This is a genomic window from Flavobacterium eburneipallidum, from assembly GCF_027111355.2.
Classification (GTDB): Bacteria; Bacteroidota; Bacteroidia; order Flavobacteriales; family Flavobacteriaceae; genus Flavobacterium; species Flavobacterium eburneipallidum.
In genome coordinates, this window is record NZ_CP114291.2 from 1,499,259 (window position 1) to 1,513,404 (window position 14,146).

The following is a 14,146-nucleotide window of genomic DNA, read 5'->3' on the forward strand; positions in this document are numbered from 1 at the left end:
ACAATCAAAATGGAAAATAATATTCAACAAGAGGAGCGTTATTTTTTTGCTCAAAAAAAAGTTAAAAGTATCAAAGGGTTTTATTCACATCTATTCTTTTATTTGGTGATTAATGCTATTATTACAATTCAGATTTATTTAAGAACAGGTAGCGGATTTTGGGATTGGGAAAATTTCTATACACCCTTGTTTTGGGGAATCGGACTATTGGCTCACGGATTATCAGTTTTTGGACAAAACCTGTTTTTTGGACAAAACTGGGAGGAAAGAAAGATTCGGGAGTTTATGAATAAAGAAAAAAATAAAAAATGGGAATAGCCAGTGAGCAGTGTTCTCCGATTAGTACTTCAAAAACATACAATTCATAACATACAACTTTTTATTTAAATGGTTACACTAATAATCGAAGACGAAAAACCTGCAGCAAGATTGTTGCAACGCAAACTCGAAAAACTCCAAATCGAAGTAGGAGTGATGCTTCATTCTGTGGAGGAATCTATCGAGTGGTTTTCCAAGAATGAACATCCCGATTTGATATTTTTAGACATTCAATTATCGGACGGATTGTCTTTTGAAATCTTCGAAAAAATAGATATAAAAAGTGCTGTAATTTTTACAACTGCTTATGACGAATATGCTTTAAAAGCTTTCAAATTAAACTCCATTGATTACCTCTTAAAACCCATTGATGAAGACGATTTAGAAACGGCAATTTCTAAATTTAAAATGCGTTTACCAAAACCTCAAAACAGTCCACAATTGGATTTTGAATTAATTAAAAAAATGCTTCAAAATCCATTTGATAAAAATTTTAAAACTCGGTTCATAGTCAAAATAGGGCAGCACCTAAAAGTGATTTCTACCGATGAAATTGAATGTTTTTTTAGCGAAAATAAAGGGACTTATATTCATACTTTTGACAACAGAAATTATTTGCTTGAATCTACTTTGGAAGTTTTAGAACAAGAATTAGACCCCGAAAAATTTTATCGGATCAGTCGAAAATTTATTCTGCCTTTACAATCAATTAAGGAAATTGTGGCTTACAGTAATTCGCGTTTGAAGGTAGTTTTACCCTCATTTTCTGCTGATGAGGTGGTGGTAAGTCGAGAAAAAGTTGCTGATTTTAAAGCCTGGATTGGTTAATATTTGATTTAAACTTTAAAATTATATAAATAGGTTTAAAATTTATGGTATTTAATTAGTTGTGTTATTTGTATAGATTTAATCTATTACTGATTTTAAGGCAATAAATAGTAGTTTTTTAGACCAAGAACGGAATTTGGTTTTTGAAATTCTTTACAGTAAATCCATACTTTGATTTTCTTTGATAAGAAGTGCGGAAAGTACAGATTGGTTTGTTTTATATTTTCTAAAGTTGTCTTGTCACTTTAGTTTCAAAACTGTAATTGTTTTGCCCGAATTTGAAAAATAAAAGGATTACTTATGCTAAAATAAGGGCTGTTTTAAGTCTCTGTCTTTTAAGTACAACTGATAAAATTTTGTTAACCAACCTTATTAAGTTAGTCAAACATTGTACCTTCGTTTGGCTAGTTATACTTAATTTTTTCAGGATGAAATATTTACTTTGTTTTGTTTTTGTGCTTACTTTTTCAAACGCAATTGTTGCTCAAAAAGTGGCTGTTTATGATAATTTTTCGACTCTAAAGAAGGAAATATTGAGTGATAAAAACACGATTTATGTAGTCAACTTTTGGGCTACTTGGTGTGCACCATGCGTAAAAGAATTACCCCATTTTGAACAATTAAATTCCGAAAATAAAAACCTAAAAGTCGTGTTGATAAGTTTGGATTTTAAGAACCAATTTGAATCTAAATTGATTCCTTTTTTGAAGAAAAAAAACATCAAATCTGAAGTAGTTTTACTCACTGATAAGGACTATAATACTTGGCTTCCGATGGTCGATAAGAATTGGTCGGGATCTATTCCAGCAACATTAATTATCAAAAATGGTCAGCAATTTTTTGTAGAAAAAATGTTTTCCAACTATCAAGAACTCCATGAATATGTAAATTCAATTATTAACTAAATCATCTCAATCATGAAATTTTTATCTGCTCTTTTATTATTTGTTTCTGTTTTTTCTATTTCAGGTTTTACTCCAGATGCACCAGCCCCATATAAAATTGGTGATAAAGCCACAGATTTTAAACTAAAATCGGTTGACGGTAAAATGTATGGAATGTCTGATTACAAAGATGCCAAAGGATTTATTGTAGTTTTTACTTGCAATCATTGTCCTTTTGCTGTAAAGTATGAAGACAGAATTAACGATTTGGCTAAAAAATACAAGTCAAAAGGCTATATTTTATTAGCTATTAATCCAAATGATCCAGCTTTAGAACCTACTGATAGTTATGAATTGATGAAAGTAAGAGCCAAAGAAAAAGGATTTGCTTTTCCTTACTTGTTTGACGAAGGACAAAAAATATATCCACAATATGGCGCAACCAAAACACCTCATGTCTTTTTATTGGACAAAAATCGTGTAGTGAAGTATATTGGAGCTATTGATGATAATGTAGATAGCGCAAAAGAGGTTAAGGAAAAATACCTTGAGAACGCTATTGCAGCTTTAGAAAGTGGAAAAACACCTTCGCCAGAAACAACAAAAGCAATAGGATGTTCTATTAAGGCAAAGAAATAAACTTGGGTAAAATGACCATTGAAAAAGAGTAAAGACAAATTCGTTTTTACTCTTTTTTATTTTATAAACACTTTTCGAATGCCTATCAAAACAAAAATTAATAGCGAATAGAAAATAAAAAAAGGTACAATTATTTCAATGTAACCTAATGGTAATAATACAGCAATAAGCAATAATTGAAAGCCTAATCCGTAAAGAGAAACAAAGGTCATAAACCAATTTGGAAAGTTTTTTGTCTTGTAGGCTTGGCTGTCCATAAGGTGAATTATTTTATCGAAAAGTCCATAAACTACAGTATAAATCCCGAACCAAATAGTAACCCATTTTTGTGTTTCACCTGGCAATGCGATTGGTGATTGATCTTCAAAAACTTTACTGGTTTGATCTCCTCCTACAGAATGATGTCTCAAAATAACATAGTAATAATTGTATAAAGTACCTTGCAATTGGATACAAAAAAAAGCAATTATCGTCATCCATAAAGAGGTTTTTGAAACGTAGCAAATCGTTAGCAGAAACAAAAGATTCAGGATAATATCAAACACACTATCCAAATATCTGCCAACATAAGAAGGCGTCTTTTTTAGTCGAGCCAGTTCGCCATCAGCGGCATCGATTATCGATTTGAGGATGATAAAAAATCCAGCAAGAAAGTAGTGATCTTGTAAAATGCAATAAATACCAATCAGTCCACAAACTCCAAAAAGTAAGGTAACATGAATGGGGGTAAATTGGGTATTTTTTAATTGATTGGCAAATAGTTTTGCAATCGGTCTTCCATAATCCGATAAATCCAAGAATTTATCTTTGGCAGCGAGTTTAGACATTTTTTTATGTTAAACAAAAGGATGTGACAATATAGTCAGAGGTAAATTTAATAAAAAATTATTCGATTACGGCATCAATTTCTATAGCACCATCAACCCATTTTGGATTTATTTTGATGGAATCTTCAGGATTTATATAGATTATTTGAGCTACTTTTTTTGGTTTCTCACTAATGCTGTAAGTGTCGATATATTTTACTAATTCATCGTAGGGTTGGTTTTTGCTTTCTGGATTATCGGTTACTACTCCGATTTTTAGTAAATCATTCGATGACTTAATTTTTTCTTTTAGCGATGAATTTTCAATGTTGTTTTTGTAAAATGTGTCCAATATGAATTTCTTGGTCGTAATAATAATAACCCCTGAATTAGAACCATATTTTTGGCAAATTAGTGAATCTTTATAGACCGTTACAATTGAAACATCGTCTGGATTTATAGCTTGTATTTGCTCATTAATGTCTTTTATAAAACCTATTTTTTTTGCATCAAGAACAATTAAAGGGTTGTTTTGAGCATAGGCATTGGTCAGTAGAAGTATGCAAATTAGAAGGAGTACTTTTTTTATCATTTCAAATTTTATTTAGAAAGCCTGTGTAGGGTATAAGTCATCGCCGTTAATAAAAAGAAAGCCATGATTTGATGCGTCAGTCCTAACCAAAGCGGAACACTATATAGCAAAGTGAAAACTCCCAAACTGAATTGTAAAAACACAATAATTACCAAAACATTTATTCCTGATTTTTGCTGTTTGGTTAAATCAAATTTATGGCTTTTGTAGGATAACAGTAATATAAATCCAACTACCACATAAGCTAAAGTTCTGTGTACAAATTGAACGCCGCTTTTGCCTTCGGTCAATCTTAATAACCAAGAGTCTTTTTCTAATGTTATACTTTCGTGAAAGAACTCACCGTCACTCATTAAAGGCCAGTGGTTGTGAATTAAACCTGCATTTAAACCTGCAACAAATCCACCGTAAATAATTTGCAACAATAAGAAAAACAGTGTAAAACGAGCTATTTTTTGGAGTGAAAGTAAGGCGGGTTTTCTGTCAGGATAAATTAAATCCAAGGCTACCCAAAGCGTATAAGCAAAGGTAATAAAGGCAAAAGTCAAGTGCAAAGAAAGCCTGAAATGGCTCACGTCTGGATTGTCAATCAAGCCGCTACGAACCATAAACCAACCCAAAAAACCTTGAAAAGCTCCCATGGAAAGTAGTACTACACATTTTTTTATGGTTTCACTAGAAAGTCGTTTTTTGATTAGGAAATAGATAAAAGGAACAATAAAAACTAGTCCAATGATTCGCCCAATAAAACGGTGAAACCATTCCCAGAAATAGATGAATTTATAATCATCCAGTTGAAAATCATTATGAATATTGATTTTTTGGTATTCGGGAAATTTCTTGTATTCTTCGAATGCTTGTGACCATTTTTCTTCACTTAATGGAGGGAAGGTGTCGGTAACCAAATGCCAGTCGGTCATTGATAATCCTGAATTGGTCAATCGAGTGATACCACCAACGATGACCATTATAAACAATAATAAGCAACCTGAAAGGAGCCAAATAATTACGGCTTTGTTTTCGTTTTTCATTGATTAAATTCTTTATGCAAAAGTATTTCAAATACAATTAAATCTTGATTCAACATTTGTTAATCTTTAGTCCTAACTTGGCTCCACGTTTCAACACAAAATCATAAGCCGCTTGATATTCGTTTGGGATTTCACCTTCCAAAATAGCTTCTTTCACTGCTTCTTTCAGTATTCCTATTTCACGAGAAGGTTTTAAATTGAATATTTCCATAATCTCTTCGCCAGAAATAGGTGGTTGAAAATTACGAACTTGATCTCGTTCTTCGACTTCTACAATTTTCTTGCGTACAATCTCGAAATTGTGATGGTATTTCTTGAATTTACTAGGGTTTTTGGTTGTAATATCAGCTTCGCACAATGTCATTAAGCTTTCTACATCTTCGCCAGCATCAAAAATTAAACGGCGCACGGCAGAATCAGTTACTAAATCTTGAGAAAGTACAATCGGGCGGGAACTCATCATAATCATTTTTTGTACAAATTTCATTTTTTGGTTCAATGGCATTCGCAATCTCTCGAAGATTTTCTTGGCCATTTTTCCGCCTAGAAATTCGTGACCGTGAAACGTCCAGCCTTGTTTTTTGTTGAAACGTTTGGTAGGAGCTTTGCCAATATCGTGTAATAAAGCAGCCCAACGCAACCAAACATCATCAGTATTTGGACAAATATTATCAACTACTTCCAGCGTATGATAAAAATTGTTTTTATGAGTCTGACCTTCAATTTCCTCCACTTGATTCAAAGCTGTTAATTCAGGAAGGATAATGTCCAAAAGTCCAGTTTTGTAAAGTAATAAAAAGCCAACCGAAGGTTTTTCGGTAGAAAGAATTTTATTCAATTCATCAACAATTCTTTCGCCAGAAATGATTTTGATTCGATCGGCATTTTTGGTAATAGAATTCAAAGATTTTTCTTCTATTTCGAAACCCAATTGAGTTGCAAAGCGAATACCTCTCAACATTCGCAACGGATCGTCAGAGAAAGTAATATCCGGATCAAGCGGTGTTTTAATAATTTTGTTTTTAAGATCTTCTAATCCATTAAAAGGATCTGATAATTTTCCAAAATTATTTTCGCTTAATGATAATGCTAGAGCATTGATGGTAAAATCACGACGGTTTTGGTCGTCTTCCAGAGTTCCGTTTTCGACAACTGGATTTCTGCTGTCGTGAGTATAAGATTCTTTTCGAGCACCTACAAATTCGATTTCGGTATCTTCAAAGCGTAACATTGCCGTTCCATAGGTTTTGAAAACCTGAACTTTTGGTTTTTTTGGCAATAATTCCGAAACTTTCAAGGCTAATTCGATTCCGCTTCCCACGGCAACAATATCGATGTCTTTTTTGAAGTCTCGTTCCAAGAGCAAATCTCTCACAAAACCACCAATCACGTAACTTTCAAGATGAAGTTCTTGTGAAGCTTGAGAAATGACTTCGAAGATTTTATTATTTAAGGCTGATTTGTAATTCATATTTTTGATAACCGCAGATTCGCAGATTATTTTTTTATTTTCTTGAAAGTGCGATTCTTTTATGTTCTAATGATACAGCGTTAAAATTAACTAATAATGCTAATTCTTTGTTCGATACTTTTAGATAATTTAGACATTGATTGTAGTGTGCACTGTTAAAGCAATCGACGGTCTTAATTTCTAGGATTATTTCATTAAAAACTACGAAGTCAGCGTAAAATTTATGATTTAAAACAGTGTTTTTATAGTTTACTGAAAACTCTTTTTCACGTTCAAATTCGATGTTGTTTAGTTTAAATTCATATTCAATAGCATCTTTGTACACAATTTCAGAAAATCCTTTTCCAAGATTTTTATGAACCTCAAATAGGATTCCTATTATTTTGTAAGTTTTATCTTTATGTAAATAATCATCCATAATAATAAAATTAATCTGCGAATCTGCGGTGTTTTTGCTATTTTCGTATCACTTTCACCTGCGAATCACTCGTCAATTTTATGATTGTAGAAGGTTTTCCGTTGATTTTATCTTGGTGCAAATTTACAACATAGTCCACACCTTTTATAATTTCGGGACTAATATCTTTAAAGGCAATAGGAGTAGGCTGACCCGAGATATTTGCTGATGTGGAAACCAATGGTTTTTTCATTCGTTCCATCAATTTGAAACAGAATGGTTCTTTGACGATTCGGATGCCTAACGTTTTATCGGTAGCAATTAGATTTGCTGCTACATTTCTAGGATTGTCAAGAATTAGAGTCGTTGGTTTTTCGGATAAATCCATAATTTGCCAAGCCACTTCTGGAATGTCTTTGAAGACATTATACATCATTTTCTCGCCATTCATCAAGCAAATCATGCTTTTAGAATCGTCGCGTTGTTTGAGTTTGTAGATTTTGGCAACCGCTTCGGCATTGGTAGCATCACAACCAATTCCCCAAACGGTGTCAGTCGGGTAAAGGATAATTCCGCCTTGTTGTATGATTTCGAATGCTTTTTGGATTTCGTCGTTAATCATAATTTTACGATAGTTTGTTTTACTTAATATTTTCTTTTTCCTAAAATTTGGTCCATTAGTTTGAAAATTGTGTGTCTCAACAAAAATTTTGACTTCATTTCAATATTTATTTCAGATAATTCTTTATGGCAATTTGATATCAAATTTTGTCTTTCTTTTTTTATTAATATATGGTTTTGAAATTTTTTCGCTTTTTTAAACTTTAGATATTTCTTTTTAAACAAATGTCTGTATTCAGTGAAAGTTACAGGCTTGTCTAAATCTAGTATTATTCTTTTTAATCTGTTTTTTTGTATAATTCTATCAATGTTTTTCATTCCGATTTGTTGTTTGTCATGTATCCGATATGAAATTAAGTTCTCTGTAGAATAGAAAAGAGATTTTCGGAGAGCTAGTATGTTGGCAATTCTTTCATCGTGAAGAATACAGCCATCGAAAGGAAAAATAAACTCTTTGATTGAACTTTTGATGCACATTGTTGCTCCTGTAGCAATATTTCCATTTTTTGAAAGAATATTAAAATAATCAATAGGTTTAGGTAATTCTTTTTCTAAAAAAAAGACAGATTCCCATATTGTTAATGATTCAATGGGGTCGTTATTTTGGTCAATTAGATCAGCATTAGAAAACACACCTTCAGCATTGGGGTTTTGATTAAAAATAGCTACGGTTTTTTGAATTTTGTTTTTTTTCCATATATCATCTTGGTCAGATAAAAAGATGTAATCTCCAGAACAGAGCGAAATGGCTTTTTCAAAATTTTTTGTACTTCCAAGGTTTACATCATTGATGAAAATTTTAAAAATATCTGGGTAAAAATCTTTATATTTAGTAATGATTTTTAGAGTTTCATCAGTTGATTTGTCATCACAAATAATGATTTCATCGGGTGTTGTTCCTTCTTGATTTAAAATACTTTCGATTTGTTTAGTAAGATATTTCGAACCGTTATAGGTGCATAGAGCTACAGAAATTTTCATGTGTTGTTGGTATTTTCTATTTACTGGTTCTGAAAAAAAAACTGTATGACAAAATGAGGGAACTATTTTTATTGCTCACAAATGTAATAATTCTATATTTGTATTGAGTTGCAAAATTTAACAAATCCAATAAATTTCGCCAGTCAATTCTTTAATATTTGAAAATTGTAGCCAACAATTATGGAAAACAGAGTAAAAGTAATCATACCAATATACAAATCTTTTTTTGGAGAGCTTGAAGAAAAATCTTTTTTGCAGTGTATGAAAGTGCTTGGTAATTATGAAATTGTTTTGGTGCAACCCGAAGGATTGGATAATTCCTTTATTACAGCAAATTTCGATGGAATTATTGTTGAAAGTTTTCCAAAATATTATTTCCAAAATATAGAGGGATATAATAAATTATTATTGTCGCCATTATTTTATGAGCGTTTTTTGGATTCAGAATATATTTTGATATATCAATTAGATGCTTTTGTTTTTAATGATGAATTATCGATGTGGTGTCAAAAAGAATACGATTATATTGGAGCACCATGGATTGCGACAGAATACAATACGGTAGGAATGAAAATCGTTAATGCAATTTCATCACTTTTTGATTCTGAAAAGAAAAAGGAACGCAAGCAAATCTTTTTTAAAACAGGGAATGGAGGTTTTTCATTGCGTAAAGTAAGTTCACATTATAAAATTGTAAAAGAACAGGAGACTTTTATTTCAGATTTTTTAAGTGCTGATAAGAAGAAGATATACGCCATTGAAGATGTTTTTTGGTCTTTAAAAGCAATCGAATTTAATGAAAATTTTAGAATTCCAGATTATAAAGAAGCACTAGGTTTTGCAATAGACCGCAAACCTAAAATTGCTTTAGCATTGAATAATAATCAGCTTCCTTTTGGATGTCATGGAATTAATAAACCAAAAGTTATCGATTTTTGGAAACCAATTTTGAATAATCAGTAAGACAATACAGTAAAAAGAAAAAAAAATGACAACTAAGCTTATGTTTTCTAAAGGTGTTACTGATACTAAAGAAGTACTTTATTTTATAAAAAACTTCAACTCAAAAGGCATTCTTTTTGGAGATGGTAAAAGAAATAAAATCAAATTATTTACTGTTGGAGACAAAACTATCAATATTAAATCCTTCAAAAAACCGCATTTAATCAATAAAATTGTCTATAAATATTTCAGAAAAAGCAAAGCGAGGCGTTCTTTTGAATATGCGACCACTTTACTGGAAAAAGGAATTGGAACACCGCAGCCTATAGCTTATTTTGAAAATTACGATTTAGTTGGGCTTAAGGATAGTTATTATGTGAGTGAACATCTTGATTGCGATTTGACTTTTAGAGAATTAGTCTTAATGCCAGATTTTCCGGATCATGAAGCTATTTTAAGACAATTTACCCAGTTTTCTTTTCACTTGCACGAGAATGGAGTAGAGTTTTTGGACCATTCGCCAGGGAATACTTTGATAAAAAAAAGAGAGGACGGAAATTACGATTTCTTTTTAGTTGATTTAAACAGGATGAATTTTCATCAGAATATGGATTTTGATGCAAGGATGAAAAATTTAAGTCGCTTGACACCAAAAAAAGAAATGGTTGTTGTAATGAGTATTGAATATGCTAGACTGTACGGAAAAACAGAGCAAGTTGTGTTTGATACATTATGGAGATTTACTTCTGATTTTCAATATAAATTTTATAGAAAGAAAAGATTGAAAAAGAGATTGAAATTTTGGAAGTAACAAAAAAAGCATTTGTGAATTAATTTTACAAATGCTTTTTTTGAAATATAATATTTGATAACTTGATTACTGTTTTTTATTTGTCGAATCCAAAGTCAAGGTTAGTGGTTTTGAATAGGATTTGAAGGTAAAATAATGAAGTAGTTTTCTAATATTTCGTTTTCTAACCAAATTTAGAGGTTTTGATTTAAGATGAGATTTATCTTTATTTAAGAAAGCAATCGCTGCATCTATAATTCTCACACTTGATTTTCCATCAAAATAAGGGTGCGTAATGTGTATGTATTTCTCTATTGCGTCCATGGTTTTGCTTGGTTTGGTTAGAGCCAGTTTAATTCCATTTTCAATTTCAGAAACTTCTGTTATATCAATAAGATGATCATCTGGTTTGTTATTTCTGAATGTTACAACTGGTTTTTTTTGCAATAAAAATTCGATTATAGCCGATGTAGTGTCAGAGAACATAATGTCTGCTTTTTTGAACAATGGAATTAAGTCTGTTGTGTCAAAATAGGTAAAATGTTCGCCTGTTAATGTTTTGAATTTATCTTTGATATTGTCTTCCAGTTTTGGGTGTAAAACACACAAAAAATCATAATTTCCGCTTGCTACTAAACGTTTTATTTCTGCAAAAACAGCTTCGTTTTTTGCTAGACTTAATCGTGTGGTAAAGGTTGAAGATATTAAAACTACAGGTCTTTCGGTCTTAATTTTTTCTTCTATTGGGAATAACGGATCCACTTTAGACCATCCTGTTTCTACAACTTCAAAATAGCCGTGTTTGTTAGCTAAAGTTTCAAAAACTTTAGTGGTTGATGGACCTTGGGTTGTGTATAAATCAAAAAAACCTCTTATCCTGAAATGACTTTTCATTTCTTCTCTTTTGTTAGATAAAAATCCATGAAATATCTGTACTTTGATACCGCTAAAGAAATCAGGAACAATATCTGTAGCAGTTAAAACAATGTGAGGTTGATAATCAATTACTTCTTTTACGGTTTGTAGTAACAAATTAGGAGAATCAAAATACTTTTTGGTGTATTCTAAATCAGAGAACCAATAAACTTGATAACCTCGATTTTCTATTTCTTTTTGTAAAGGCATGCCAATAGGAATGCTATAAGGGTGTGATATGTAGATTAAAAATTTATACATTTTTGGTAAGAATATGTGAGGTTAAAAAATGAGTTAGTTTTTCTAAAAACAATTCAGGTTTTAGGAGCTTGTAAAGCTTTAAAGAGTTTTCTTTAAGTTTTTTTCTGGAATTAGTACCAATTAGTTCGGGTGAAAAATCATTCAAATGAACAGCCATATTGATATAGCCATCTTCAAAGGTGCTCCAGTTTTCTTTTTTTATAAACGGAGAAAAAATGACAAATGAAGGTTTGTTTAGTGCTTTTGCCATATTAATAGCTCCACCGTCATTACCAACAATAATATCACAATTGTTCATAATAGCAATAAAGGAGCGTAAATCGTTGCCTAATAAATCAAAATAAATTTTTTCTTGGGTAGAAGGTTTACAAAAATCGAAAACGATTTTGGCTTCCTTAATTTGTTTTGGAAAATAATTAAATAGTATGTTGACATCAAATGAGTCAGCTATTGTATCAACTATTTTAGACATATATTCCAGAGGATACGTTTTTGAATTTTCGCTACCCAAAAGACTTATCATGACTGTTTTTCTTTCTTTTTTTAGGTGATAATGTTCAAAAAGAGCAAGTGCTTCTTGATTTTCTTTCTCGGTAACAAATAATTTAGGATAAGGATCTACTTCGATTTTTAGATTTAAGGGTTCTAGTAAAGCAAGTCGTCTTTCGATGGCTAAACCTAAATTTGTTTTTGGAACGTTGGAAAAAATAACATTATCAGTATAGATAAAATTGCGACCGAATTTTTTATAGGATATTTTTTGCTTGGCACCACTTAATAATGCAATTAGCCAACTCTCTAATTTAGAATAGGCATCAATCAATAAATCGTATTTTGTATCTCGAATTCCATGTACTAAATCCAAAAACATTTTTTTATTCTTGCGATGTTTATCTTGAAATAAAATAAGGTTATCAATATTTGGATTGCCTTCCAAGACAGGATTAGTTGACTCATAAACTAAATAATCAATTTGAGCATCAGGATAAGCTAAACGTAAATTGTTGCATATAATACTACTTATGAGTACATCGCCAATCATTTTTTGTTGTATAACTAATATTTTCATTTCGAAGATGGAATCGATTTTTAATCGTACAAATTGAAGCAAAAAAAATCAATATTCAGGAATAAGTTGTAATAAAAAATTCCAAATTCAAATCTTGTGTAGATTGGAATTTGGAATTTAAGATATTGTAATTTGAATTTTAAACTGCTACATCATATTCTCTTAACGCATTGTTCAATGATGTTTTCAAATCAGTTGAAGGCTTACGAGTTCCGATAATCAAAGCACATGGAACCTGAAATTCGCCAGCAGCGAATTTTTTAGTATAACTTCCAGGAATCACTACTGAACGAGCAGGAACAAATCCTTTCATTTCAACTGGTTCGTCACCTGTAACATCAATGATTTTTGTTGATGCAGTCAAACAAACATTAGCGCCAAGAACAGCTTCTTTACCTACGTGAACACCTTCTACAACAATACATCTAGATCCTACGAATACACCGTCTTCAATGATTACTGGTGCAGCTTGCAATGGCTCTAAAACACCGCCAATACCAACTCCACCGCTCAAGTGAACATCTTTACCAATTTGAGCACAACTACCAACAGTTGCCCAAGTATCAACCATTGTTCCTGCATCAACATAAGCACCAATGTTTACATAACTTGGCATCATAATTACTCCGCTAGAAATATAAGCACCATAACGAGCCGATGCTCCCGGAACTACACGAACTCCTTTTTCAGCATAATCTCTTTTCAATAACATTTTGTCATTGTATTCGAAAATTCCAGCTTCCCAAGTTTCCATTTTTTGAATAGGGAAATACATTACCACGGCTTTTTTTACCCATTCGTTTACTTGCCATCCGTCACCTTTTGGTTCAGCAACACGCAATTTTCCAGAGTCTAATAATTCAATAACTTCTCTGATAGCATCAGTAGTTTTTGTTTCTTGTAGCAAAGCGCGGTTTTCCCAAGCTTGTTCTATTATAGATTGTAATTTGTTCATTTTTGTAAAATTTTTTGGCAAAGATAAAGGGATTTTTTTTGAAAACAACTTTGTAATATATAAACTAACATATTTACTTTTTTTGTTTTAAAGTGAGTAAATTTTTCACGACTATCAATTTTTTTGTTTCTTATGTATCTTTGTGAAATAATTGAAAAATAAAATGCCAAGAATACTCTCCATAGATTACGGACAAAAACGTACTGGAATAGCAGTTACGGACGAATTGCAAATCATCGCTTCGGGCTTGACAACCATACCATCTGCCACAGCAATTGATTTTTTAAAAGATTATTTCTCCAAAGAAAAAGTCGAAGCAGTACTCATTGGCGAACCCCGACAAATGAACGGACAACCATCCGAAAGTACTTCTATTATCAAAGGATTTGTGACTCATTTTACCAATCATTTTCCAGAGATGAAAGTCATTCGAGTAGATGAACGTTTTACTTCAAAAATGGCGTTTCAGTCCATGATAGACAACGGAATGAGTAAAAAACAAAGACAAAATAAAGCCTTGATTGACGAAATTTCGGCAACAATTATGCTTCAGGATTATTTAACGAGAAAAATGTTTTAAATATAACCGTTTTAACATTTGTATCATTTTTTTTTAAGGTTTTATAAAACTACCTTTGCGGCATTA

17 protein-coding genes are annotated in these 14,146 nt (G+C 31.6%); 7 read left to right on the forward strand and 10 right to left on the reverse strand.

Translation table 11 applies throughout. The annotated features are described in order from the left end of the window. The first annotated feature begins 9 nt into the window (after positions 1-9). The 4 genes from OZP15_RS06260 to OZP15_RS06275 all read left to right on the forward strand — a co-directional run bounded on the left by OZP15_RS06260 (position 10) and on the right by OZP15_RS06275 (position 2,669). Entirely contained in the window at positions 10-318 is a 309-nt protein-coding gene (locus OZP15_RS06260; protein WP_269227610.1) for a 2TM domain-containing protein, read from the forward strand. Between the two features lie 69 nt (positions 319-387). After that, on the forward strand, positions 388-1,146 hold the full coding sequence (locus OZP15_RS06265; RefSeq protein WP_269227611.1) for a LytR/AlgR family response regulator transcription factor: 759 nt from the start codon (positions 388-390) through the stop codon (positions 1,144-1,146). A 428-nt stretch (positions 1,147-1,574) separates the two neighbouring features. Continuing rightward, positions 1,575-2,051: a TlpA disulfide reductase family protein gene (locus OZP15_RS06270; protein ID WP_281337300.1), complete on the forward strand. Its 477-nt coding sequence runs from the start codon at positions 1,575-1,577 to the stop codon at positions 2,049-2,051. Between the two features lie 12 nt (positions 2,052-2,063). Beyond that, positions 2,064-2,669 (forward strand): thioredoxin family protein, encoded by a 606-nt coding sequence (locus OZP15_RS06275; RefSeq protein ID WP_269227613.1) that lies wholly within the window; start codon positions 2,064-2,066, stop codon positions 2,667-2,669. 56 nt (positions 2,670-2,725) lie between these two features. On the opposite strand, the gene OZP15_RS06280 is transcribed toward OZP15_RS06275, so the two are convergent. Genes OZP15_RS06280 through OZP15_RS06310 form a run of 7 tightly spaced genes read right to left on the reverse strand, consistent with a single transcriptional unit; the run spans position 2,726 to position 8,568 of the window. Then, a complete protein-coding gene (locus OZP15_RS06280) occupies positions 2,726-3,496 on the reverse strand; it encodes a CDP-alcohol phosphatidyltransferase family protein (protein ID WP_269227614.1) in 771 nt (256 codons plus the stop codon). A gap of 58 nt (positions 3,497-3,554) precedes the next feature. Then, entirely contained in the window at positions 3,555-4,067 is a 513-nt protein-coding gene (locus OZP15_RS06285; protein WP_269227615.1) for a hypothetical protein, read from the reverse strand. A gap of 8 nt (positions 4,068-4,075) precedes the next feature. Next, positions 4,076-5,098 carry a COX15/CtaA family protein gene (locus OZP15_RS06290; protein WP_269227616.1) on the reverse strand — a complete coding sequence of 341 codons (1,023 nt, stop codon included), beginning with the start codon at positions 5,096-5,098 and terminating at the stop codon, positions 4,076-4,078. A gap of 49 nt (positions 5,099-5,147) precedes the next feature. Beyond that, positions 5,148-6,569, reverse strand: a complete 1,422-nt coding sequence (locus OZP15_RS06295; protein ID WP_281337301.1) for a CCA tRNA nucleotidyltransferase — start codon at positions 6,567-6,569, stop codon at positions 5,148-5,150. A gap of 34 nt (positions 6,570-6,603) precedes the next feature. Then, positions 6,604-6,987, reverse strand: coding sequence for a GxxExxY protein (locus tag OZP15_RS06300; protein ID WP_269227617.1), 384 nt, complete (start codon positions 6,985-6,987; stop codon positions 6,604-6,606). 37 nt (positions 6,988-7,024) lie between these two features. Then, entirely contained in the window at positions 7,025-7,588 is a 564-nt protein-coding gene (locus tag OZP15_RS06305) for an L-threonylcarbamoyladenylate synthase (RefSeq protein ID WP_269227618.1), read from the reverse strand. A 23-nt stretch (positions 7,589-7,611) separates the two neighbouring features. Then, a complete protein-coding gene (locus OZP15_RS06310; RefSeq protein ID WP_281337302.1) occupies positions 7,612-8,568 on the reverse strand; it encodes a glycosyltransferase family 2 protein in 957 nt (318 codons plus the stop codon). Between the two features lie 180 nt (positions 8,569-8,748). Here OZP15_RS06310 and OZP15_RS06315 point away from each other — a divergent pair, with 180 nt between their 5' ends. Continuing rightward, positions 8,749-9,531 (forward strand): DUF5672 family protein, encoded by a 783-nt coding sequence (locus OZP15_RS06315; protein WP_281337303.1) that lies wholly within the window; start codon positions 8,749-8,751, stop codon positions 9,529-9,531. A gap of 25 nt (positions 9,532-9,556) precedes the next feature. Then, entirely contained in the window at positions 9,557-10,321 is a 765-nt protein-coding gene (locus tag OZP15_RS06320) for a lipopolysaccharide kinase InaA family protein (protein WP_281337304.1), read from the forward strand. Positions 10,322-10,387: 66 nt separating this feature from the next. Here OZP15_RS06320 and OZP15_RS06325 read toward each other — a convergent pair whose 3' ends face one another. The 3 genes from OZP15_RS06325 to OZP15_RS06335 all read right to left on the reverse strand — a co-directional run bounded on the left by OZP15_RS06325 (position 10,388) and on the right by OZP15_RS06335 (position 13,500). Beyond that, entirely contained in the window at positions 10,388-11,476 is a 1,089-nt protein-coding gene (locus tag OZP15_RS06325) for a UDP-N-acetylglucosamine 2-epimerase (RefSeq protein WP_281337305.1), read from the reverse strand. Beyond that, the gene (locus OZP15_RS06330) at positions 11,469-12,545 is read right to left on the reverse strand and encodes a glycosyltransferase family 9 protein (RefSeq protein WP_281337306.1); all 1,077 of its coding nucleotides are present in this window, start codon (positions 12,543-12,545) and stop codon (positions 11,469-11,471) included. Before OZP15_RS06330 ends, OZP15_RS06325 begins: the two co-directional genes overlap by 8 nt. A 139-nt stretch (positions 12,546-12,684) precedes the next feature. Continuing rightward, positions 12,685-13,500, reverse strand: coding sequence for a 2,3,4,5-tetrahydropyridine-2,6-dicarboxylate N-succinyltransferase (locus tag OZP15_RS06335; protein ID WP_281337307.1), 816 nt, complete (start codon positions 13,498-13,500; stop codon positions 12,685-12,687). Between the two features lie 163 nt (positions 13,501-13,663). On the opposite strand from OZP15_RS06335, the gene ruvX reads away from it, so the two are divergent. Then, the gene (ruvX, locus tag OZP15_RS06340) at positions 13,664-14,080 is read left to right on the forward strand and encodes a Holliday junction resolvase RuvX (protein ID WP_269227622.1); all 417 of its coding nucleotides are present in this window, start codon (positions 13,664-13,666) and stop codon (positions 14,078-14,080) included. The last annotated feature ends 66 nt before the right edge of the window (positions 14,081-14,146 follow it).

What these genes read in the sequence shown, in the direction of transcription:
- OZP15_RS06315 (WP_281337303.1), top strand. Translation starts at nt 8,749, where the DNA reads ATGGAAAACAGAGTAAAAGTAATCATACCAATATACAAATCTTTTTTT.
- OZP15_RS06295 (WP_281337301.1), bottom strand. Translation starts at nt 6,569, where the DNA reads ATGAATTACAAATCAGCCTTAAATAATAAAATCTTCGAAGTCATTTCT.
- OZP15_RS06270 (WP_281337300.1), top strand. Translation starts at nt 1,575, where the DNA reads ATGAAATATTTACTTTGTTTTGTTTTTGTGCTTACTTTTTCAAACGCA.
- OZP15_RS06290 (WP_269227616.1), bottom strand. Translation starts at nt 5,098, where the DNA reads ATGAAAAACGAAAACAAAGCCGTAATTATTTGGCTCCTTTCAGGTTGC.
- OZP15_RS06260 (WP_269227610.1), top strand. Translation starts at nt 10, where the DNA reads ATGGAAAATAATATTCAACAAGAGGAGCGTTATTTTTTTGCTCAAAAA.
- OZP15_RS06320 (WP_281337304.1), top strand. Translation starts at nt 9,557, where the DNA reads ATGACAACTAAGCTTATGTTTTCTAAAGGTGTTACTGATACTAAAGAA.
- OZP15_RS06305 (WP_269227618.1), bottom strand. Translation starts at nt 7,588, where the DNA reads ATGATTAACGACGAAATCCAAAAAGCATTCGAAATCATACAACAAGGC.
- OZP15_RS06280 (WP_269227614.1), bottom strand. Translation starts at nt 3,496, where the DNA reads ATGTCTAAACTCGCTGCCAAAGATAAATTCTTGGATTTATCGGATTAT.
- OZP15_RS06330 (WP_281337306.1), bottom strand. Translation starts at nt 12,545, where the DNA reads ATGAAAATATTAGTTATACAACAAAAAATGATTGGCGATGTACTCATA.
- OZP15_RS06275 (WP_269227613.1), top strand. Translation starts at nt 2,064, where the DNA reads ATGAAATTTTTATCTGCTCTTTTATTATTTGTTTCTGTTTTTTCTATT.
- OZP15_RS06285 (WP_269227615.1), bottom strand. Translation starts at nt 4,067, where the DNA reads ATGATAAAAAAAGTACTCCTTCTAATTTGCATACTTCTACTGACCAAT.
- OZP15_RS06310 (WP_281337302.1), bottom strand. Translation starts at nt 8,568, where the DNA reads ATGAAAATTTCTGTAGCTCTATGCACCTATAACGGTTCGAAATATCTT.
- OZP15_RS06300 (WP_269227617.1), bottom strand. Translation starts at nt 6,987, where the DNA reads ATGGATGATTATTTACATAAAGATAAAACTTACAAAATAATAGGAATC.
- ruvX (WP_269227622.1), top strand. Translation starts at nt 13,664, where the DNA reads ATGCCAAGAATACTCTCCATAGATTACGGACAAAAACGTACTGGAATA.
- OZP15_RS06335 (WP_281337307.1), bottom strand. Translation starts at nt 13,500, where the DNA reads ATGAACAAATTACAATCTATAATAGAACAAGCTTGGGAAAACCGCGCT.
- OZP15_RS06325 (WP_281337305.1), bottom strand. Translation starts at nt 11,476, where the DNA reads ATGTATAAATTTTTAATCTACATATCACACCCTTATAGCATTCCTATT.
- OZP15_RS06265 (WP_269227611.1), top strand. Translation starts at nt 388, where the DNA reads ATGGTTACACTAATAATCGAAGACGAAAAACCTGCAGCAAGATTGTTG.